This window comes from Pseudomonas syringae CC1557 (assembly GCF_000452705.1).
GTDB classification, from domain to species: Bacteria; Pseudomonadota; Gammaproteobacteria; order Pseudomonadales; family Pseudomonadaceae; genus Aquipseudomonas; species Aquipseudomonas syringae_F.
Map to the genome: position 1 here is coordinate 2,161,835 of NZ_CP007014.1, position 20,867 is coordinate 2,182,701.

Here is a 20,867-nt window from a genome sequence, read left to right on the forward strand (position 1 = left end):
AGTTTCATATGACATTGATACAGTTTTCCAGACAACTTATCCGCGGAGCGCTGCTCTTGTCCATTCTCGGCACTGCCGCCGTTCAGGCGGCCGAAAAGCGTGACCTGATCATTGATACCGACCCCGGCGCAGACGATGTCGTCGCTCTGCTGCTGGCGCTGGCTTCACCCGAAGAACTGAACGTGATGGCGATCACTACCGTGGCCGGTAACGTGCGTCTGGACAAGACCTCGCGCAACGCCCGACTGGCGCGTGAATGGGCGGGTCGTGAAGAGGTGCCGGTATATGCCGGTGCGCCCAAACCACTGGTGCGCACGCCGATCTACGCCGAAAATGTTCACGGTCAGGAAGGCCTGCCAGGTGTGCCGATACACGAGCCCGCCAAAGGCCTGGCCGAAGGCAATGCGGTCGACTACCTGATTCGCACGCTAAGCAAGGCCAAGCCACACAGCATCACCATCGCCATGCTCGGTCCGCAGACCAACCTGGCACTGGCGCTGGTGCAGGCCCCGGAAATCACTCAGGGCATCAAGGAAGTGGTGGTCATGGGTGGCGCGCATTTCAACGGCGGTAATATCACACCGGTCGCCGAGTTCAACCTGTTCGCTGACCCGCATGCCGCGCAGATCGTGCTGGCCAGTGGCGTGAAACTGACCTACGTGCCGCTGGACGTCACCCACAAGATCCTCACCAGTGAACAGCGCCTCAAGCAGATCGCTGCCTTGAACAACAACGCCGGCAAGCTGGTAGACGGGATTCTCAATGAATACGTCAAGCTGGACATGGAACATTACGGCTTGCCCGGCGGCCCGGTGCATGACGCCAGCGTCATTGCCTGGCTGCTCAAGCCAGAGCTGTTTACCGGTCGGCAGATCAACGTCACGGTCGATACCCGTGAAGGTACCAGTTTCGGTCAGACAGTTGCCGACTGGTACGGCACGCTCAAGCAGCCGCAGAATGTGTTCTGGGTCGAAAATGGCGACGCGCAGGGATTCTTCGATTTGCTGACCGAGCGTCTGGCACGATTGAAGTAATTGCGTAGCCTTTGAAAAGCGTGTTGATGAAGCGCATCAGGCAGGCAGCTTGGCTGGCGTATACCGGCTGAGCACCTGGCTGATAAAGGTTCTGGCGCCGTCGGTGCCCAGCTCCTTGATCAGCAGATCAACGGCAATGATCATCAACTCCTCCGGATTTGAAGGGCTGTGCGAGCAATGGCCTTGAGGCCATTTGGCCTTGATGTCTGCTTCGATAGCGATGGCTGTCATGTCTGTCTCCAGTGAACGATCACGCATGACGCTATTGACTTCCCGGTACTCGCGTCACGGTCAGTAAACCATCCTCCAAGGCGTTTGACACTTCTACTTACGCATCACGTCGATGAGCGTTTTCAATCACGTCCCCGGATAAATGTTTTGTGACGATTTACCCGCACACCCCAGGCTATCCCAAGGCAGACTCTTGCGCCTGACAGATCAACAGGTTACAGGCGCTTGTCGTTGCTCATTTGCAACAAACCCGTTTTGACGCGGTCGGACCAGGTCTGGAATATTTATTGGCACAGGAGGGTGTATGCCCCTGAAGTTCGCAACATTGGGTTTTGTGGTCATGACTTCGCTATTGGCAGGGTGCAGCAGCAATGCTTCCAATTCGAGCGCCGAGGCGGCACCTGCCAAAGCCGATGCTCCAGCCAGCAATGCCATTCCCGGTCGCTGCGATGCAGCGCTCGCCCAGTTCGCAATCGGCAAACCGGCCTCCATCGAGCTCTTGCAGCAAGTGCGCACACGTTCCGGCTCGCAAGACGCACGCATCCTCGGGCCTGACGATATGGTCACGCTTGAATATCGTTCCGAGCGGGTGAACGTCAACACCGACGCCTCCGGCAAAGTCACACGCATCAACTGCGGCTGAGGCAGCGCTTTTGCCTCAAGCATAAAAAAACCCCGTCAGTGACGGGGTTTTTTTACATCAGGTGAATCAGTCAACCCGAACTTGTTCTGCTTGCATGCCTTTCTGGCCTTTAGCAGCAACAAAAGAAACGGTCTGGCCTTCTTTCAGGCTTTTGAAACCGTCGCTCTCGATTGCTTTGAAGTGTACGAACAGGTCGTCACCGCCACCTTGTGGAGTGATAAAGCCGAAGCCTTTTTCATCGTTGAACCATTTTACGGTGCCGGTTTGGCGATTAGACATGGTGTATCTCCAGAAACATAATTTTCAGTAACGTGCTGCTCAGGCCAACTGGGCACACCGGCCTATCATAGTCGAAATGCACAAAAAGACAGCTACTAAGGTGATCTCTTTGAGCAAAGGTAGGCTATATGCAGGGCGTCATACGCTGAAAGTGGCTAAATGATGCCTGGGTCCGGATGGTTTTCAGTCTGTCAAAAAGACGCTGAAAGCCCCGTTTCATGAGGCTTTCAGGCGATCAAGGGGAAGAGCGGGCCAAGGTTTCAAACGATCGCTTTAGCCCCTTCAAAAAATTTGATTATTTTGCCTTGGTGCAGTTTTCAGCGACCAGTTTTTGCAGTTTTTGAGTCAATTCCGGGGAAGGCGCGGTGCTGGTGTTGCTCAGGGATGCGATTTCTTTCTGCGTGAATTTTTCGTTCACTACCCTGGCGCCGCAATCGCAATGAGCCGCAGCGGTTTTAGCATCGAGGTTCTGTTGCTTTGCGGCAGCGATGCACTCTTGCGTGAACGTGTCCTGTGCAGGTTTGTCCATGGCGGCCTGGGCACCCCAAGGGGCCAGAACGGCGGCGCAGGCGAGGAGGGCGGACAGACTTAGCGGCTTCATGGTGTTCTCCTTTTGCTGACTTTTTCTGAAAAAAAACGTACAGGGTCTTGACTGGTTCAGACGTCTACAAGGCCTGCCAGTTCAGATGGCGTGTTATTTGGCGTGTTTTGCGTAGATGTGCGTCCGGTGGCGACTCAGCTGTGCTAGGATGCGCGTCCTGTTATTTTCAAGTGTCCCCGTGGCTGATGGCTTTTGGTGCGACGCAGGCAGATTTTCGTACACTCCAGTCATCTGGTTCGGTTCAAGGTTGGCCGTCAGGCTCCTGCCACTGTGAGGCAGGCATACCACCGGATCACGTACTGGCTCATCCCAACCCACGTGACCTTTGGTAGGGGTCACCACTAGGAGAGGAGGCGCCATGCCAACTATTACTCTTCCCGACGGCAGTCAACGTTCATTCGATCAGGCGGTTTCCGTAGCCGATGTCGCGCTTTCAATCGGTGCCGGTCTGGCCAAGGCCACCGTTGCCGGTAAAGTCAACGGCAAGCTTGTCGACGCCTGCGACCTGATCGAAAACGATGCCAGCCTGCAGATCATCACCCCCAAGGATCAGGAAGGACTGGAAATCATCCGTCACTCTTGCGCTCACCTGGTAGGGCACGCGGTCAAGCAGTTGTATCCGACTGCCAAAATGGTCATCGGCCCGGTGATCGACGACGGCTTCTATTACGATATCGCCTACGAGCGCCCGTTCACGCCTGACGACATGGCGGCGATCGAGCAGCGCATGCAGCAGCTGATCGAAAAAGATTACGACGTCATCAAGAAAGTCACCCCGCGCGCTGAAGTGATCGAGGTGTTTACCGCCCGTCACGAAGACTACAAGCTGCGCCTGGTCGAAGACATGCCGAACGAGCAGGCCATGGGCCTGTACTATCACGAAGAATATGTCGACATGTGCCGCGGCCCGCACGTGCCGAACACCCGCTTTCTGAAGTCCTTCAAGCTGACCAAGCTGTCCGGCGCGTACTGGCGCGGCGATGCCAAGAACGAGCAGTTGCAGCGTGTTTATGGCACCGCCTGGGCAGACAAGAAACAACTGGCTGCCTATATCCAGCGGATCGAAGAAGCCGAAAAACGCGACCACCGCAAGATTGGCAAGCGTCTCGGCCTGTTCCATACCCAGGAAGAAGCGCCGGGCATGGTGTTCTGGCACCCTCAGGGCTGGACCCTGTATCAGGTGCTTGAGCAGTACATGCGCAAAGTGCAGCGTGAAAACGGCTACCTTGAGATCAAGACACCGCAAGTGGTCGATCGCTCGCTCTGGGAGAAATCCGGGCACTGGGCCAACTACGCCGAAAACATGTTTACCACGCAGTCCGAGAGCCGCGACTACGCCATCAAGCCGATGAACTGCCCGTGCCACGTGCAGGTGTTCAATCAGGGCCTGAAGAGCTACCGCGAGCTGCCGATGCGTCTGGCCGAGTTCGGTGCCTGCCATCGTAACGAGCCGTCGGGTGCGTTGCATGGCATCATGCGCGTGCGCGGTTTCACGCAGGATGACGCACATATCTTCTGCACCGAAGATCAGATGCAGGCAGAGTCCGCCGCATTCATCAAGCTGACGCTGGATGTCTACGCCGACTTCGGTTTCAAGGATATCGAACTCAAACTGTCCACTCGCCCCGAAAAGCGTGTAGGCTCCGACGAGCTTTGGGATCGTGCCGAATCGGCGCTGGCCGCCGCACTCGACAGCGCAGGTCTGCCTTATGATCTGCAGCCGGGTGAAGGCGCGTTCTACGGTCCGAAAATCGAGTTTTCCCTCAAGGACTGTCTCGGCCGGGTATGGCAGTGCGGCACCTTGCAGCTGGACTTCAATCTGCCGATCCGCTTGAGTGCCGAGTACGTTTCGGAAGACAACAGTCGCAAGAATCCGGTCATGTTGCACCGAGCGATTCTTGGATCCTTCGAGCGTTTCATCGGCATTCTGATCGAGCATTACGAAGGCGCATTTCCAGCCTGGCTGGCGCCGACTCAGGCAGTGATCATGAATATCACTGACAAACAGGCCGATTTTGCGCTTGAAGTGGAAAAAACTCTGGCTGAAAGCGGGTTTCGTGCCAAGTCCGACTTGAGAAATGAAAAGATCGGCTTTAAAATCCGTGAGCATACTTTGCTCAAGGTTCCTTATCTCCTCGTGATTGGAGATCGGGAAGTTGAAATGCAAACTGTCGCTGTGCGTACACGTGAAGGCGCTGACCTTGGCTCGATGCCGGTCGCCCAGTTCGCTGAATTCCTCGCACAAGCGGTTTCCCGGCGTGGTCGCCAAGATACGGAGTAATTATTATTAAGCGTGAAATGAGACAAGATAAACGAGCTGCACCCAAGGCCCCGATCAATGAGAATATCTCGGCCCGCGAGGTTCGTTTAATTGGCGCTGACGGCGAGCAGATTGGCATCGTCTCGATTGATGAAGCGCTTCGTATAGCCGAAGAGGCCAAGCTGGATCTGGTAGAGATTTCTGCCGACGCAGTCCCTCCGGTCTGCCGTGTGATGGACTACGGCAAGTCGATCTTCGAAAAGAAGAAACAGGTTGCTGCAGCGAAGAAAAACCAGAAGCAGATCCAGGTTAAAGAAATCAAGTTTCGTCCAGGGACGGAGGAAGGGGATTACCAGGTAAAACTACGCAACCTGGTACGTTTCCTGAGTGACGGGGACAGGGCCAAGGTATCCTTGAGATTCCGCGGTCGTGAGATGGCCCACCAGGAGCTGGGTATGGAATTGTTGAAGCGGGTTGAAGGTGACCTTCTTGAATACGGTTCCGTCGAACAGCATCCTAAGATGGAAGGACGCCAGCTGATCATGGTCATCGCCCCGAAAAAGAAGAAATAACCACCAGGGCACGGCAGGCCTTGCGGTTATATTTATCAACTGAATGCGGAGTATCCGAACATGCCAAAGATGAAGACTAAAAGTGGTGCAGCTAAGCGGTTTTTGAAAACTGCTAACGGCATCAAGCACAAACACGCTTTCAAGAGCCACATCCTGACCAAAATGTCGACAAAGCGTAAGCGTCAACTGCGCGGTAGCAGCTTGCTGCATCCGTCTGACGTGGCAAAAGTCGAGCGCATGCTGCGCCTTCGTTAATTTTGATCAAGATATAGAGGAAGTAACTCATGGCTCGTGTAAAGCGTGGCGTCATTGCCCGTAAGCGTCACAAAAAAATTCTGAAACTTGCAAAAGGCTACTACGGCGCGCGTTCACGCGTATTCCGTGTTGCCAAGCAAGCGGTAATCAAGGCAGGCCAATACGCCTACCGTGACCGTCGTCAGAAAAAACGTCAGTTCCGCGCTCTGTGGATCGCTCGTATCAACGCTGGTGCTCGTGTTAACGGTCTGTCCTACAGCCGTTTCATTGCTGGCCTGAAAAAAGCGTCCATCGAGATCGACCGTAAGGTTCTGGCTGATCTGGCAGTGAACGAAAAAGCGGCGTTTGCTGCGATTGTCGAGAAAGCTAAAGCCACTTTGGCCTAAGTCCCCGACAATCACCGGCTCCGGTTTTCCGGGGTCGGTGTTAAACGTCATAAATAGGGGAAGAGCCTTCAGCTCTTCCCCTATTTTGTATCTGGAGTCTGTACATGGAAAACCTGGACGCGCTGGTCTCTCAAGCTCTTGAGGCTGTGCAAAGCGCCGAAGATATCAATGCCCTGGAGCAAATCCGGGTTCACTACCTCGGCAAGAAAGGCGAGTTGACTCAGGTGATGAAGACCCTGGGGAACCTGCCGGCTGAAGAGCGTCCGCAAGTCGGTGCGCTGATCAACGTTGCCAAGGAGCGTGTCACAGAAGTCCTCAATGCACGCAAGGCGTCGTTCGAGCAGGCAGAACTGACTGCCAGGCTCGCCGCAGAATGCATCGATGTGACTCTGCCGGGCCGTGGCCAGACCTCTGGTGGTCTGCACCCGATCACCCGCACTCTGGAACGTATCGAGCAGTTCTTCACGCACATTGGCTACGGCATCGCCGAAGGCCCGGAAGTCGAAGACGACTACCACAATTTCGAGGCGCTCAACATCCCTGGCCACCATCCGGCCCGGTCGATGCATGACACCTTCTACTTCAATGCGAACATGCTGTTGCGCACCCATACCTCACCGGTACAGGTCCGCACCATGGAATCGCAGCAGCCGCCGATCCGCATCGTCTGTCCAGGCCGTGTGTACCGCAGCGACTCCGATATCACCCACTCGCCTATGTTCCACCAGATTGAAGGTCTGCTGGTCGACCGCGATATCAACTTTGCCGACCTGAAAGGCACCATCGAAGAGTTCCTGCGCGTGTTTTTCGAGAAGGAACTGGCCGTGCGCTTCCGTCCTTCGTATTTCCCGTTCACCGAGCCGTCAGCGGAAGTGGATATGGAATGCGTGATGTGCAGTGGCAAGGGCTGCCGAGTCTGCAAGCAGACCGGTTGGCTTGAAGTCATGGGCTGCGGCATGGTTCACCCGAACGTGCTGCGCATGTCCGGCATCGATCCTGAAGAGTTTCAGGGCTTCGCGTTCGGCATGGGCGTAGAACGTCTGGCCATGCTGCGTTATGGCGTCAATGATTTGCGCCTGTTCTTCGACAACGATTTGCGGTTCCTCGCGCAATTTCGCTAAGTCGTAACGAACCTTTCAGGAGAGCAGGATGAAATTCAGTGAACAATGGCTGCGCGGCTGGGTAAGCCCGCAGGTTTCCCGCGACGAGCTGGTTGCTCGTCTGTCGATGGCCGGTCTTGAGGTTGACAGCGTGACGCTGGCCGCCGGCGTTTTCACCGGAGTCGTGGTGGGCGAGGTGCTGAGCACCGAGCAGCACCCTGATGCCGACAAGCTTCGCGTGTGCCAGGTCAGCAACGGCAGCGAAACCTTTCAGGTCGTGTGCGGCGCGCCAAACGTGCGCCCCGGTCTGAAAATTCCGTTCGCCATGATCGGCGCCGAGTTGCCTGGCGACTTCAAGATCAAGAAAGCCAAGCTGCGCGGCGTAGAGTCCAACGGCATGCTGTGTTCCGCTGCCGAGTTGCAGGCGGGTGAAGGCAACGATGGCCTGATGGAGCTGGCCGCCGATGCGCCGGTTGGTCAGGACATTCGTGTCTATCTGGGCCTGGATGACGCCAGCATTGAAGTCGACCTGACCCCCAACCGTGGCGATTGCCTGTCGGTGGCCGGTCTGGCACGTGAAGTCGGCGCGCTGTATGCCGCCGAAGTCACACGCCCGCAGGTTGCAGCGGTCAGCGCCGTACACGACGAAGTGCGTCCGGTTGAAGTACTGGCCCCCGCAGCGTGCCCGCGTTATCTGGGTCGCGTGATTCGCAACGTCGACCTGTCGCGTCCAACCCCGTTGTGGATGGTCGAGCGTCTGCGTCGCTCTGACGTGCGCAGCATCGATGCCGCCGTCGACATCACTAACTACGTAATGCTGGAGCTGGGTCAGCCTCTGCATGCATTCGATCTGGCCGAAATAAACGGCGGGATACGGGTGCGTATGGCCGAGGAGGGCGAGAAGCTCGTCCTGCTCGACGGTCAGGAAGTCAGCCTGCGTGCCGACACACTGGTCATTGCCGACCACCAGCGCGCGCTGGCCATCGCTGGCATCATGGGCGGCGAACACAGCGGCGTAACCGCCGGGACCCGCGATATCTTCCTGGAGAGCGCGTTCTTCGACACCATCTCGGTGGCCGGCAAGGCGCGTTCCTACGGCCTGCACACCGATGCCTCGCACCGTTACGAGCGTGGCGTCGACTGGCAGCTGGCCCGTGAAGCCATGGAACGGGCCACTGGCCTGTTGCTGGAAATCACCGGTGGCGAAGCCGGTCCGGTGATTGAAGTGGTCAGCGAACAGCACCTTCCTTCGATTGCCCCGGTGACCCTACGCGCCAGCCGCGTCGAGCAAATGCTCGGTCTGGTCATCGAAAACGCTGAAATCGAGCGTCTGCTCACCGGTCTCGGCTTGACAGTCTCTGCCGAAACAGACGGCCAATGGCGCGTTGAAGTGCCAAGCCATCGTTTCGATATCAGCCTTGAAGTCGATCTGATCGAAGAACTGGCGCGTCTGTACGGCTACAACCGCCTGCCGGTTCGTTACCCGCAAGCGCGTCTGGCTCCACAGGCCAAGGCCGAAGCCAAAAGCGATCTGCCAGAGTTGCGCCGCCTACTGGTTGCGCGTGGTTATCAGGAAGCGATCACCTACAGCTTCATCGATCCGAAGTGGTTCGAACTGTTCACGCCGGGCGCCAAACCTCTGCTGCTGGCCAATCCGATCTCCAATGACATGGCCGCCATGCGCGCCTCGTTGTGGCCTGGCCTGGTCAAAGCCTTGCAGCACAACCTCAATCGTCAGCAGGATCGCGTGCGCATGTTCGAAAGTGGCCTGCGCTTTGTCGGTCAGCTGGATGGCTTGAAGCAAGAGCCGATGCTGGCTGGCGTAGTGTGCGGCAGCCGCCTGCCGGAAGGCTGGGCGCAAGGTCGCGACGTGGTCGATTTCTTCGACGTCAAAGCCGATGTCGAAGCGGTTCTGGGGTTTGCCGGTGCGCTGGGTGAATTCACCTTTACGCCGGGTCAGCATCCGGCCTTGCATCCTGGCCAGACCGCTCGCATCGAGCGCGATGGTCGTGAAGTTGGTTTTCTGGGTGCCATCCATCCTGAATTGTCGAAAACCCTGGGTCTGGATCGTCCAGTGTTCGTGTTCGAACTGGTTCTGGGTGAAGTCGCCAAAGGCAGCCTGCCGAAATTCCACGAGCTATCACGCTTCCCTGAAGTGCGCCGTGACCTGGCACTGCTGGCTGATCGCGATGTTTCTGCCAGTGCAGTTCTGGACGTAATTCGTGAAAATGCAGGCGAGTGGCTCACAGACCTCAGGTTATTTGATGTTTACCAGGGTAAAGGCATTGATCCACATAGAAAAAGCCTTGCAGTCGGCTTGACCTGGCAGCATCCATCGCGCACTCTTAATGACGATGAGGTAAACGCAACGACACTTGCTATCCTCACCTCGCTTGAGGAGAGGTTAAACGCCACGTTAAGGAAGTAGCGTATGGGGGCTCTGACGAAAGCTGAGATGGCCGAACGTCTGTACGAAGAGCTGGGCCTGAATAAACGGGAAGCCAAGGAACTGGTTGAACTGTTTTTTGAGGAAATCAGGCACGCTCTGGAAGATAACGAGCAGGTGAAGTTGTCAGGTTTTGGCAACTTTGACCTGCGAGACAAGCGCCAACGGCCTGGGAGAAATCCCAAGACCGGTGAAGAAATTCCAATCACGGCGCGCCGTGTTGTCACCTTTCGTCCAGGGCAGAAGTTGAAGGCCCGAGTTGAGGCATATGCTGGAACCAAGTCATAACGACGAGCTACCGCCGATCCCTGGCAAACGCTACTTCACCATCGGTGAGGTCAGCGAGCTCTGCGCGGTAAAACCGCACGTTCTGCGTTATTGGGAACAGGAATTTCCTCAGCTCAACCCCGTCAAGCGACGCGGGAACCGCCGGTATTATCAGCGCCTCGACGTGCTGATGATCAGGCAGATCCGCGGTTTGCTCTACGATCAGGGCTTCACCATCGGCGGAGCCCGCCTGCGTCTTACCGCCGGCGAACCGAAAGACGATACCCAGCAGTACAAGCAAATGATCCGGCAGATGATTGCCGAACTGGAAGACGTGCTGGTCATGCTCAAGGCGTAATCGAGCGAGCAGATACTTCCATAATTCAAACGCTTAGGGTATATTTCTCAACGTTTTCGCAGGTCGCAAAACAGATACACGCCTAGTCGGGGCGTAGCGCAGTCCGGTAGCGCACTAGCATGGGGTGCTAGGGGTCGAGTGTTCGAATCACTCCGTCCCGACCATATTTTTACTAAGGGGATCAGTCACCTACGGTGCTGGTCCCTTTTTTCATTTCCGGCGTGCGCAAAGCCCGCGCAAAACCAATTCGGAAGCCGGCTGATATCGGTCCGGGATTGCCTCTGACCAGAGAGTTTCGGCGTAGTCTTTCTGGTCGTTTTTGTCATATCCCCACTCTTATCACCAGCGACCTCTTGCCCGTCCTTTCCGGCTTTCTTGTACATGTGCAGTGACAGCGCCCGCGCTTCGTGAAAGCCCGACATTTCCTCCATCACTCCAATCATCGCCGCTTGGCATGTCACTACGCATGGCATACAGAACGGGAAAGCCACTCCCGCAGCCATCATTCGGTGCGTTGTAATTCGGGCAAGGGATTTGCTGGGTTTTCGTTAGCGGCTTGTCGTCGTCATCCTTGGTGATGACGTTCTCTGTCCTGGTCATCCCCATAGACCCACTTCTAGTGACGGCAGGCTGAAGCCAGTCTGCGGGTCATGCTGCGAAAACCTGTACAGAAATAAAAGATGTACAACTTTTCATTTAAGTTCATGGCGTCCCTTGCCGATGGCTACGTTGAAGCGTTAAACCGTGGCTCAAGGCCGTCAGCGCATGACCTGGGTGCAGCTCCGTTTCGATGTGCACCGAGCGCGCTCCATTTAGCGCATCAGCCCTCAAAGATGTTTCCTTAAGCCGGGTTCAGTTGGAACTGACCCTGAACCTCGACTTGGACGACGACACCTGACCCTTGAAGGCAACTGTGGTTGCCAGGATTTATTTTTCTGCCTCACGGAACGATGATGTGGTGGCAGTGGAGGCTGAAAATGGCAGTAGCAGCGAGATTTTTAGGCAATATCAAGGTTTCACGAAAGCTGGGGATCGGCTTTGGCTTTTTGTTGTTGGCAGTGTTGGCCGTTGCTTTCGTCGGCTACACCAGTAACAACATCCTCGTTGACCGTTTGGACACTACACGTTTGATCGGAACGCTCAACGATGCGGCGCAGGACATGCGCCTTTCAGAGAAACAATACGAAGCGTCCGCCGACCAAGCGGCTCTTGAGGTTTACCGTACGCAGCTCAGCACGATGCAAGGGCTCATCTCCAAGGCGTTGCTTTTACTGACCCGTAAGGAGAATCAGCAAGCGCTGGCGCAGTTGCAAGCCAGCACTGATGCCTACGATCAGAAGGTCAATCGTCTCGTCGATACAGACAAGTCCACCAGCGGTGCGCTGAAACCGTTGGGAGCGTTGTCCGATAAATTTGCCAACACATTTACTCAACTGCTTGAAACCACTACCGTCAGTGCGCTGGAGCAACCCGGGAACGAGCGCATAGCCGATCTGCGTAAGGTGGCCGACCTGCGAAATAGCATGACGATGTTTCGTCTCGTGTTGCGTCGCTACATCGCCGTTCCAGACGCTACCAACAAAAAGTTGCTGTTGGACACTACTGAAGCGTTTCTGAGCGACATCACCAAAGCCCGCACCAGTTTGCCCGCCGCACTGTCCTCCCAGTTGGAAGAGGCCTACGTCGGCATGCGTCAGTACCGCGAGACGCTGGTTCAAGTCTCTACCCTGTTTGAGCAAAAGCAGAGCCTGCGACAGCAAGTGGACCAGGAAAGCGACGTCATGGATAAAATCATCACCGGCTTGATGGACGCCCAGCAGCAACTGGCGCGGGCCGATCAGCGCAGTGCTTTTATCCAGGTGGCTATTTTGACGCTGGTCGCGTTGTTGGTGGGGCTGTTTGCCTCTGTTGTGATCTCCCGTCAGATCACCTCGCCGCTCGCGCTCACCGTCGATCTGGCTCGCCGTATCGCCAAAGGCGACCTCACGGTGCAGGCCAAGTCGACGCGCCGTGATGAGCTGGGCGATCTTCAAAATGCCATGCAGGACATGGCGCAAAACCTGAATACGCTGGTGCAGGGCATCGGCGGCGGTGTGACTAGAATTTCGATGTCTGCTGAAAAGCTGTCCGCCATGAGCGAGCAGACAAGCGCAGGCGTTCGTCAGCAAAAAATCGAAGTGGACCAAGTGGCCACCGCGATGCATGAGATGGCCTCCACGGTTCAGGAGGTGGCGCGCAACACCACCGATGCGTCGGCTGCGGCAACTCTGGCCGAAGAGCAGTCACGTCATGGCGGCGCAGTGGTCAGACAGGCCACGACCCAAATCAGCGAGCTCTCCCTGGCAATCGAAGAACTGGGGGGCGCCATGAATGTACTGACCCAGGACAGTGAGAAAATCGGCAAAGTCATTGACGTGATCAAGGCGGTTGCCGAACAAACAAACTTGCTGGCGTTGAACGCGGCCATCGAAGCCGCACGTGCTGGTGAGCAGGGCCGCGGGTTTGCCGTAGTCGCAGACGAAGTGCGTTCACTTGCTCAGCGCACGCAAGACTCCACCAAGGAAATCGAAACGCTGATCCTTGCCTTGCAACAAGGTACGCAAGCCGCCGCCACCCTGATGGTATCCAGTCGTGAACGTACATTGGGCACTGTCGAGCTGGCGCAAAAGGCCGAGCAGGCAATCACCCAAATCAACCACTCCATCGGCACGATTCAGGAAATGAGCCTGCAGATATCGGCTGCCGCCGAGCAACAAAGTGCTGTGGCTGAAGAAATCAATCGCAGCATTCTTAGTGTTCGTGATGTGGCCGATCAGTCCGCGATAGCGAGCGAGGAAAGCGCAACGGCGACAGTTGAGCTGGCGTCCCTGGGGCAAGATTTGCAAAAAATGACTTCGCACTTCAAGACGTAAAACGCAAGCGTGCCTGGAACAGTTGCCTGACAAGCAAGCGGGAAAGCACGACTTTCCCGCAACCGGTAACCAGGCCTCATGCGACGTTTCAAGCTTGGGACCGATACCAGGTTGGCCTTGGCGATTTTCTTATGCGCGTTGTCCTGCGCTGTTATGGCGACCAACGTGGGGTCACGGAATAGCCGGGTTTGTATTGCCTCGGGTTGCCATGGTTTTAAACGGGGGCTCTGGGCGCTTCTGCAAGTGGTTGGGCCACAAAAGCATCTCCAGTGTTAAAAAACAATTTGACATATGTTATTTGTGATCACATATTCGTTCCATAAGAACGCCAATATGAGTCACTCCCCATGACAGATCGTCCGATCCTCCTGCCGGCCATGCGTCAGGTTTCTCGCGATACCCTCCAGGATCAGGTGTACCGGCAAATCCGTGAAGCGCTGATGAGCGGGCGCTTTCAGCCGGGTCAGAAACTGACCATCCGTGGTCTCGCCGAGGCGCTCGGTTCCAGTCCGATGCCGGTGCGCGAAGCGTTGAATCGTCTTAGCGCAGAAAATGCCTTCGAAGTTACCGAAACCGCTCGTCTGCGCGTGCCCATGATGACCCCGGAGCGGCTGCGCGAGATTCGCGATGCCAGGGTTGCGCTGGAAGGGCTGTTGGCCGAGAAAGCGGTCATCCTGCTCAACGACGCCGACCTTGCAGACATCAGCCAGCTCTGCGAACAGATGCAAACTGCCGCCGACAAGGTTGATGTGGCCCTCTATCTGTGGACCAACTTTGCCTTTCACCGACGCATTTATGCAGTCGCCAAGGCTGAGCTCATTGTTGCGGCGGTAGAAAATTTCTGGCTGCACATCGGCCCGTGTTTCGCGCTTGTCGCGCCCGACAGGGCGCACCTTCAGCGTTCGATGGAAGCGCATAACCGTATCGTCGAGGCGTTGGCGGCGCGTGATGGGGCGGCGGCTCGTGCAGCTGTCACCGATGACATCATGCAGGCTGCCGACTCTCTGACGCGCCTGATCGCAAAGAGTGACCGCTCAAGGTCGCGTGTCTCGGGAGTGAAAAAAGCATGAGTGTTCTCAATCGGCTGATTCCATATGCAGGGCTGCGGGTTCTGATTTCCGGCGGTGCAGCCGGGATCGGTGAAGTGTTGGCGGCGGCTTACCTGGAAGCGGGAGCAAAGGTACATGTGTGCGATGTCAGCGAGGCGGCCATTGCGGCGTTCCTCGAACGCTATCCAGGCAGTGTCGCCACTCACGCAGATGTTGCTGATCCGGCGCAGATCGAAGCGGTATTCAGGGTGCAGCGCGAACACTTCGGTGGTCTTGATGTGCTGATCAACAACGCCGGGATCGCTGGTCCAACGGCAGGCATCGATGCCATTAGCGAAGAAGAGTGGCAGCGCACTATCGATATTAACCTCACCGGGCAGTACCGCTTTGCCCATCATGCGGTGCCGTTGCTCAAGGCGTCACCCAATGCTCACCTTATTCATATCGCTTCTGTCGCCGGTCGCCTTGGCTACGCCTGGCGCACACCGTATGCCGCGACCAAATGGGCAATTGTCGGGCTGATGAAATCCCTGGCATCCGAGCTGGGCGGAAGCGACATCCGCGTCAATGCCTTGCTGCCCGGCATCGTCGAAGGACCGCGCATGGATGGGGTGATTCGTGCCCGTGCCGAACAGATGAATGTGCCCGAAGCCGAGATGCGTGAGGAGTACCTGAAAAAGATTTCGCTCAAGCGCATGGTCACTGCCGAGGACGTTGCCGCCATGGCGCTCTTTCTATGCTCGCCCGCTGCACGCAATGTCACGGGACAGGCCATCAGCGTGGATGGCAACGTCGAGTACCTCTGAGTATTTCGGCCCGATAGCATCAATGACCGGACACCGTCCGATGTCATGTTCCACATCAGACTTCTCGCCAAGAACAAGAACGGAGAATGCTCATGCCCAAAAAACGCCCGATCATCATCACCTGCGCCGTCACGGGTGCTATTCATACGCCCTCGATGTCGCCGCATTTGCCGATAACACCTCAGGAAATTGCCGATGCAGCCATCGGTGCCGCCGAGGCCGGTGCCTCGATTGTGCACCTGCATGCCCGCGATCCACGTGACGGACGGCCCAGTCAGGACGTTGATCTGTTTCGGCAGTTTCTGCCGCAGATCAAGGCCAGGAGCGACGTGGTGATCAATATCACCACCGGCGGTGCGCCGACCATGGGGGTGGAAGAGCGCTTGCAACCCGTGGCGCAACTCAAGCCGGAACTCGCCTCGTTGAACATGGGCTCAATGAACTTCGGGCTGTACGAAATGCTTGATCGCTATACCGAGTTCAAGCATGACTGGGAGCGCCCCTACCTGGCCGAGAGTGATGACCGGATATTCCGTAACACCTTCCGCGACATCGCACACATCCTTACGACCTGTGCCGAGAACCGCACGCGCTTTGAAATTGAATGCTACGACATCGGTCATCTGTATACCGCAGCACACTTCCTGCAGCGTGGGTTGCTCAAGGCGCCGATTTTCATCCAGTCTGTATTCGGTTTGCGCGGAGGCATTGGCGGACACCCTGAAGACCTGGCGCACATGCGCCGTACGGCTGACCGTTTGTTTGGCGAGGCCTATCAATGGTCGATTCTGGGCGCGGGTCGCAATCAGATTCCGTTGGGCACCATGGGCCTGTCGATGGGCAGTCATGTGCGGGTCGGCCTTGAGGATTCGCTGTGGGACGGACCGGGCAAGCTGGCGGCGTCCAATGCCGATCAGGTCACGCGTATTCGCACTGTGATCGAAGCCTTGGGCGGGCGCGTGGCAACGCCGGACGAAGCGCGTGAAATGCTCGACCTGAAGGGCCAGGACAAGGTCGATTTCTAGTCATCGCACAACGTGTCATCTCAATAACAACAAGACAGAGGTGAAAAATGCGTATCGAAATCGTTGTCGACGTGAAGACCACACTGGGCGAAGGCCCGGTCTGGGATGTCGAGCAACAGCGTCTGTACTGGATCGACAGTTTTGACGGTCGCGTCCTGCGCTGTACGGATGACGGGCGTGAATTGCGAGCCTGGGATGTGGGCCAGAAAATCGGCTCCATGGCCTTGCGCAACAGCGGCGTCGCAGCACTCGTGGCCTTACAGACCGGTATCTACAACCTTGACCTGCCGAGCGGCGATCTCGAGCTTATCGTCGACCCTGAACCCGGTTTGCCGAACAATCGCCTCAATGACGGCAAGGTGGATCGGCAGGGCCGGTTCATCGTGGGTTCGATGGACACTCAGGAAGACCAGGCCAGCGCGAAGTTGTATCGCCTCGACCCTGACCTGAGCCTGCACACGCTGGATGAAGGCATCATTGTGTCCAATGGTCCCTGCTGGAGTCCGGGCGGTGAAACCTTTTATTTCGCCGATACCTGGTCCGGGGAAATCTGGACCTATGACTACGACAACGCCAGCGGCGCAGTCACCAATAGACGAACCTTTGCCAGCGTCGACACCTCCGCAGGCGGCGCGGCGGACGGCTGTACCGTAGACGCCGAAGGCTGCCTATGGCAAGCGCTGGTCTACGCCGGAAAACTGGTGCGCTACACCCCGGACGGGCAGGTGGATCGCATCATCGACATGCCTGTGAAGAAGGTGACCAGCCTGACCTTCGGCGGGCCGAACCTGGACACATTGTTCGTCACCTCCATGGCCAAGCCTCCGTTGCCGCGCTTCCCGGAAGATGGCCAGCAACGCGGTGCCTTGTTTGCGATCACCGGGCTGGGTGTGAAAGGCATCGCTGAACGGCGCTTCGCCAGTTAACCCGTCAACCGCAGGCTGAACCTCAACGTTAAGGACGACCGGACTCTTTCTTGCCAGGGCGTGTGCGACACGCCTGGAGATTTCCCATGCCAAATAACAAGAATGCATCGCTGGGCAAGATTCATCGTTTCTCGTGGGTGTCGTTGTTGGTGTGCTGGATGATCTGGATTCTGAATGCCTACGATCGCGAGATCGTCTTGCGTCTGGGGCCGACGATTTCCAAGCATTTCGAACTGTCTGCGGACCAATGGGGGACGGTAGCCACTGTCGTCATGCTGGCGCTGGCCGTTCTCGATATTCCCGGCTCTGTCTGGAGTGATCGCTATGGCGGCGGCTGGAAGCGGGCGCGCTTCCAGGTGCCGTTGGTGCTGGGTTACACCGCGCTGTCATTTCTGTCGGGCTTCAAGGCGTTGAGTGGCAGCCTTGCCAGCTTCATCGCCTTGCGGGTGGGGGTTAATCTGGGGGCCGGCTGGGGCGAGCCGGTCGGGGTCAGCAACACCGCCGAATGGTGGCCGGTGGAACGTCGCGGTTTTGCCCTGGGCGCACACCACACCGGTTACCCCATAGGCGCGATGCTCAGCGGCATTGTCGCCAGCTTCGTAATCAGCACGTACGGTGAAGAAAACTGGCGTTATGTGTTTTTCTTCGCCTTCGTGGTGGCACTGCCGCTGATGATCTTCTGGGCGCGCTACTCGACGGCCGAGCGCATCACCAAACTGTATGTGGACATCGCCGCCAAAGGCATGACCCCGCCAGACAGCACACCGTCAACCAACGTCAAAGGCCAAGTCTGGAAAACAGTGAAGGCAACACTGAGCAACCGCAATATCGCGCTGACTGCCGGTAACACACTGCTCACTCAAGTGGTTTACATGGGCGTCAACATTGTCCTGCCTGCCTATCTGTACAACATTCTCAACCTGTCGCTGGCCGAGTCTGCGGGCATGAGCGTGGTGTTCACGCTGACCGGCATTTTAGGGCAGCTGATCTGGCCTTCGCTGTCGGACATCATCGGTCGGCGCATCACCTTGATCATCTGCGGAATATGGATGGCGGTCAGTGTCGGTGCCTTTTATTTTGCCAACACCATCCTGATCGTTATCGCCGTGCAATTGCTGTTCGGTCTGGTCGCCAATGCCGTCTGGCCCATCTACTACGCGGTCGCGTCCGACTCTGCGCAGCCCTCTGCAACGTCGACAGCCAACGGCATCATCACCACGGCGATGTTCATCGGCGGCGGCATTGCCCCGGTATTGATGGGGACCCTGATTTCCATGGGGGGCGGCTGGACTAGCCTCAGCGGCTACACGGTATGCTTTTTCGTGATGGCGGGGTGTGCGCTGGGCGGGGCGTTTCTGCAGCTGTTTTCCCACCGTCCCGAAGGGGTGGCAGTGCAGGGGAGCGTGTGATGCCTGCATTCTGTAATGTGTCCAGTGGCATAGTCGTCGGTTTACAACGCAGGATTTTATGGCATGCCTTGAAGGCAACAGCTTCCCGCAAACCATCAGCCATGTTCAGAAGGCTTAAAGCATTGTCGCGCTAATAAATGAAGTTAAATACAGAAGCCCACACCCTAAACAGCAAGGATACCTCATGGACTCGAACAATCTTCTACATGGATTTTTTTTCGCTGGCACGGTGACGGGCTTGAGCATGCTTGCTTCACTCAGTCATGCAGACACAGCGTTTAACCCGGCCAACACCTCTGTCCAAATGTTTCACTGGCGGTGGAATGATTTGGCTAAAGAATGCTCAAGCGCAATAGGGCCCATAGGTTACGGTGCAATACAAATATCGCCGCCTCAGGCATCCAAGGTAGCGGGGCACTGGTGGGATATTTATCAGCCGGTGAACTTTAACTCATTAGACAGTCGCATGGGGACGGAGTCAGAGTTAAAGAGCATGATCAGTGCCTGTCACGCTGCCAAGGTCAGGGTCTATGCGGATATCGTGATGAACCAGGTAGCCGGGGATTCGAGTGCAACCTTTAAAAGCACCGATGGTTCCGAGTGGGATTCCCAGTCATTGGCCTACCCGCAGTTTAGCCAAAATGACTTCCATGGCGCATGTTACATAGAGCCCGCTGATTATCAGAATAATGCAGCGAAGGTAAGGGACTGCAGGCTCAATAATCTTCCCGACTTGAATCAGTCCAGCAGCTATGTTCAGGGCGTGGCGGTGAATTACATGAAGAAGTTACTGGCGCTTGGGATCGACGGGTTCCGACTGGATGCTGCGAAGCATCAAAACTCCGATGACATAAACAAGATTCTAGCGGCAGTAAAAACAGCTTATCCCCTGACGATTTCCGGGGAGAAAATCTGGGTCACACAGGAAATAATTCCCGATGGCAGCTCCAGTCGCTCAGATTACTACAAGAACGGAACGGTGAATGAGTTCAATTACACCACGGCCCTTCTTAAAGCTTTTCGGCAAAAAGACGGATTTAACCTGGCATCCATTCCAGCGATGATCGGCATATTCGGAAACTGGGGCGGGTCTTTCCGCTTGATGCCGCCAGAGAGATCTACGGTATTCGTTAACAATTGGGACACAGAGCGGAATTCTGAAACATCCTTGAATGCGAGCAATCAGTCGTATAACGACAGGTACAACTCCAAACGCTATGACCTCGCTAACGTATTCATGTTGGCATTGCCATACGGTGAGGCCCAGGTTCACTCGGGATTCAATTTCAGTGACCCTGAAGCGGACGCCCCTTCAGCAAGCCCATTAGACTCAAGTGCCAATCCCGATAACCGTTCAGGGTGGGATTTTATACACCGAGCGAATGCCATTGCGAGCATGGTCAGGTTTCGCAGTGCCACTGAAGGGCAGGACGTAAATAACTGGGTTACGGGGTCTGGCAATCAGATTGCGTTCAGCAGAGGTAATGCCGGATTCGTCGCCCTGAATAACAGTCCCTCTGCATGGCTAAAGACGTTTAATACAGGACTGCCAGAAGGAATTTATTGTGATGTCATAACAAAAAAATTCTCTACCCCCAACGACATGTGCACGAATAAAGTTGCTGTTGACGGGAAAGGGAATGCAAGCCTGGCGGTGCCGGGTGACAGTGGAAGTGTTGTGCCGGCAATTGCCATTTATTCAGGTTCCAAACTATAGCGAGACCAGGATAAGCGTCACAGGTGACGCTTATCCTGCACTACCAGCGGTGATGGGTCTGCGACTGCTTGAGCGGGCCGCTAACCGCGACACCCGTCGATGCCCGCGTATTAATGTTGACCATAATCTTTGGCGGACCGAGTATCGCGAGCCGCCGATCGACCTTGCTACAGAGCCTTTCAGCGCGAGTAACGCGTTGCTGAAATACGCCAAGGCCATTGGATGTTTCTCCAGCAGATGCCGCACCTCATGAGGGGGGCTTCGGTGATAGCCACACTCAATGTCTTACGTGCGGGTTGGCGCATCGGAGGTGCCTCTTGCTGTGCCGGGTCGCTCATCGAAAACCGGTTCTGCAGTAGATGGATGCGCAGCAGGGTTCCCAACGATTACAGTCCACGTCTGCCGGATTATTTCCTGAATAGGCTAGACAATAATTTGACGTAAAGGTCCGTCAAACTATTGGAGTTTACTGTTTTCGAGTCGTTGAAATGCTGAATGTAATAAAATATTTTTATTCATTTTTATCATGGACTTAACCCTAATTAGAGCTTTTATTCAGTCACATGCAAAATAGGATCCCTAAAGTTATTG

At 56.1% G+C, this 20,867-nt stretch carries 20 protein-coding genes, 1 tRNA gene and 2 pseudogenes; 19 read left to right on the forward strand and 4 right to left on the reverse strand.

Annotated elements, in window-relative coordinates; all coding sequences use genetic code 11:
* The first annotated feature begins 8 nt into the window (after positions 1 to 8).
* Positions 9 to 1,034 carry a nucleoside hydrolase gene (locus N018_RS09955; protein WP_025389449.1) on the forward strand — a complete coding sequence of 342 codons (1,026 nt, stop codon included), beginning with the start codon at positions 9 to 11 and terminating at the stop codon, positions 1,032 to 1,034.
* A 36-nt stretch (positions 1,035 to 1,070) separates the two neighbouring features.
* Here the strand turns inward: N018_RS09955 and N018_RS09960 are convergent, their stop codons facing one another.
* On the reverse strand, positions 1,071 to 1,265 hold the full coding sequence (locus N018_RS09960) for a hypothetical protein (protein WP_024647796.1): 195 nt from the start codon (positions 1,263 to 1,265) through the stop codon (positions 1,071 to 1,073).
* Between the two features lie 304 nt (positions 1,266 to 1,569).
* Between N018_RS09960 and N018_RS09965 the strand changes: the two genes are divergently transcribed.
* Positions 1,570 to 1,908: an I78 family peptidase inhibitor gene (locus tag N018_RS09965; RefSeq protein ID WP_024647795.1), complete on the forward strand. Its 339-nt coding sequence runs from the start codon at positions 1,570 to 1,572 to the stop codon at positions 1,906 to 1,908.
* 66 nt (positions 1,909 to 1,974) lie between these two features.
* Here N018_RS09965 and N018_RS09970 read toward each other — a convergent pair whose 3' ends face one another.
* Together N018_RS09970 and N018_RS09975 are read right to left on the reverse strand one after the other, a co-directional pair.
* Complete coding sequence (locus tag N018_RS09970) at positions 1,975 to 2,187, reverse strand: cold-shock protein (RefSeq protein WP_002553156.1); 213 nt, start codon at positions 2,185 to 2,187, stop codon at positions 1,975 to 1,977.
* 295 nt (positions 2,188 to 2,482) lie between these two features.
* Entirely contained in the window at positions 2,483 to 2,788 is a 306-nt protein-coding gene (locus tag N018_RS09975) for a hypothetical protein (RefSeq protein WP_025389450.1), read from the reverse strand.
* A 358-nt stretch (positions 2,789 to 3,146) separates the two neighbouring features.
* Here N018_RS09975 and thrS point away from each other — a divergent pair, with 358 nt between their 5' ends.
* From thrS to N018_RS10060, 17 genes and pseudogenes are all read left to right on the forward strand, one after another.
* Positions 3,147 to 5,069: a threonine--tRNA ligase gene (thrS, locus tag N018_RS09980; protein WP_025389451.1), complete on the forward strand. Its 1,923-nt coding sequence runs from the start codon at positions 3,147 to 3,149 to the stop codon at positions 5,067 to 5,069.
* Entirely contained in the window at positions 5,069 to 5,620 is a 552-nt protein-coding gene (gene infC / locus N018_RS09985) for a translation initiation factor IF-3 (protein WP_170846037.1), read from the forward strand. The genes thrS and infC overlap by 1 nt, the downstream gene beginning before the upstream one ends.
* 60 nt (positions 5,621 to 5,680) lie before the next feature.
* Entirely contained in the window at positions 5,681 to 5,875 is a 195-nt protein-coding gene (rpmI, locus tag N018_RS09990) for a 50S ribosomal protein L35 (protein WP_002553160.1), read from the forward strand.
* Positions 5,876 to 5,904: 29 nt separating this feature from the next.
* Positions 5,905 to 6,261, forward strand: a complete 357-nt coding sequence (gene rplT, locus N018_RS09995) for a 50S ribosomal protein L20 (protein WP_002553161.1) — start codon at positions 5,905 to 5,907, stop codon at positions 6,259 to 6,261.
* Positions 6,262 to 6,365: 104 nt separating this feature from the next.
* Positions 6,366 to 7,382 carry a phenylalanine--tRNA ligase subunit alpha gene (pheS, locus tag N018_RS10000; protein WP_003367019.1) on the forward strand — a complete coding sequence of 339 codons (1,017 nt, stop codon included), beginning with the start codon at positions 6,366 to 6,368 and terminating at the stop codon, positions 7,380 to 7,382.
* A 28-nt stretch (positions 7,383 to 7,410) separates the two neighbouring features.
* Positions 7,411 to 9,789 (forward strand): phenylalanine--tRNA ligase subunit beta, encoded by a 2,379-nt coding sequence (gene pheT, locus N018_RS10005; RefSeq protein WP_025389452.1) that lies wholly within the window; start codon positions 7,411 to 7,413, stop codon positions 9,787 to 9,789.
* Positions 9,790 to 9,792: 3 nt separating this feature from the next.
* Positions 9,793 to 10,095 carry an integration host factor subunit alpha gene (ihfA, locus tag N018_RS10010; RefSeq protein WP_002553164.1) on the forward strand — a complete coding sequence of 101 codons (303 nt, stop codon included), beginning with the start codon at positions 9,793 to 9,795 and terminating at the stop codon, positions 10,093 to 10,095.
* Positions 10,076 to 10,432 (forward strand): MerR family transcriptional regulator, encoded by a 357-nt coding sequence (locus tag N018_RS10015; protein WP_024647791.1) that lies wholly within the window; start codon positions 10,076 to 10,078, stop codon positions 10,430 to 10,432. The genes ihfA and N018_RS10015 overlap by 20 nt, the downstream gene beginning before the upstream one ends.
* Positions 10,433 to 10,519: 87 nt before the next feature.
* A tRNA-Pro gene (locus tag N018_RS10020) sits at positions 10,520 to 10,596 on the forward strand.
* Positions 10,597 to 11,409: 813 nt separating this feature from the next.
* Positions 11,410 to 12,486 (forward strand): annotated as a pseudogene (locus tag N018_RS28510) (methyl-accepting chemotaxis protein); the annotation flags it as partial.
* Positions 12,487 to 12,564: 78 nt separating this feature from the next.
* Complete coding sequence (locus N018_RS28515; RefSeq protein ID WP_418903472.1) at positions 12,565 to 13,344, forward strand: methyl-accepting chemotaxis protein; 780 nt, start codon at positions 12,565 to 12,567, stop codon at positions 13,342 to 13,344.
* Positions 13,345 to 13,691: 347 nt separating this feature from the next.
* Positions 13,692 to 14,414 carry a GntR family transcriptional regulator gene (locus N018_RS10035; protein WP_024647711.1) on the forward strand — a complete coding sequence of 241 codons (723 nt, stop codon included), beginning with the start codon at positions 13,692 to 13,694 and terminating at the stop codon, positions 14,412 to 14,414.
* Entirely contained in the window at positions 14,411 to 15,199 is a 789-nt protein-coding gene (locus N018_RS10040) for an SDR family oxidoreductase (RefSeq protein ID WP_025389454.1), read from the forward strand. The genes N018_RS10035 and N018_RS10040 overlap by 4 nt, the downstream gene beginning before the upstream one ends.
* A 92-nt stretch (positions 15,200 to 15,291) precedes the next feature.
* Complete coding sequence (locus N018_RS10045; RefSeq protein WP_024647709.1) at positions 15,292 to 16,224, forward strand: 3-keto-5-aminohexanoate cleavage protein; 933 nt, start codon at positions 15,292 to 15,294, stop codon at positions 16,222 to 16,224.
* 47 nt (positions 16,225 to 16,271) lie between these two features.
* On the forward strand, positions 16,272 to 17,150 hold the full coding sequence (locus tag N018_RS10050; RefSeq protein WP_025389455.1) for an SMP-30/gluconolactonase/LRE family protein: 879 nt from the start codon (positions 16,272 to 16,274) through the stop codon (positions 17,148 to 17,150).
* A gap of 86 nt (positions 17,151 to 17,236) precedes the next feature.
* On the forward strand, positions 17,237 to 18,559 hold the full coding sequence (locus N018_RS10055; protein WP_024647707.1) for an MFS transporter: 1,323 nt from the start codon (positions 17,237 to 17,239) through the stop codon (positions 18,557 to 18,559).
* A gap of 184 nt (positions 18,560 to 18,743) precedes the next feature.
* Positions 18,744 to 20,276 carry an alpha-amylase gene (locus N018_RS10060; protein WP_025389456.1) on the forward strand — a complete coding sequence of 511 codons (1,533 nt, stop codon included), beginning with the start codon at positions 18,744 to 18,746 and terminating at the stop codon, positions 20,274 to 20,276.
* Between the two features lie 174 nt (positions 20,277 to 20,450).
* On the opposite strand, the pseudogene N018_RS27995 reads toward N018_RS10060, so the two are convergent.
* Positions 20,451 to 20,659: pseudogene (locus tag N018_RS27995) on the reverse strand (IS5/IS1182 family transposase); the annotation flags it as partial.
* Positions 20,660 to 20,867 lie beyond the last annotated feature (208 nt).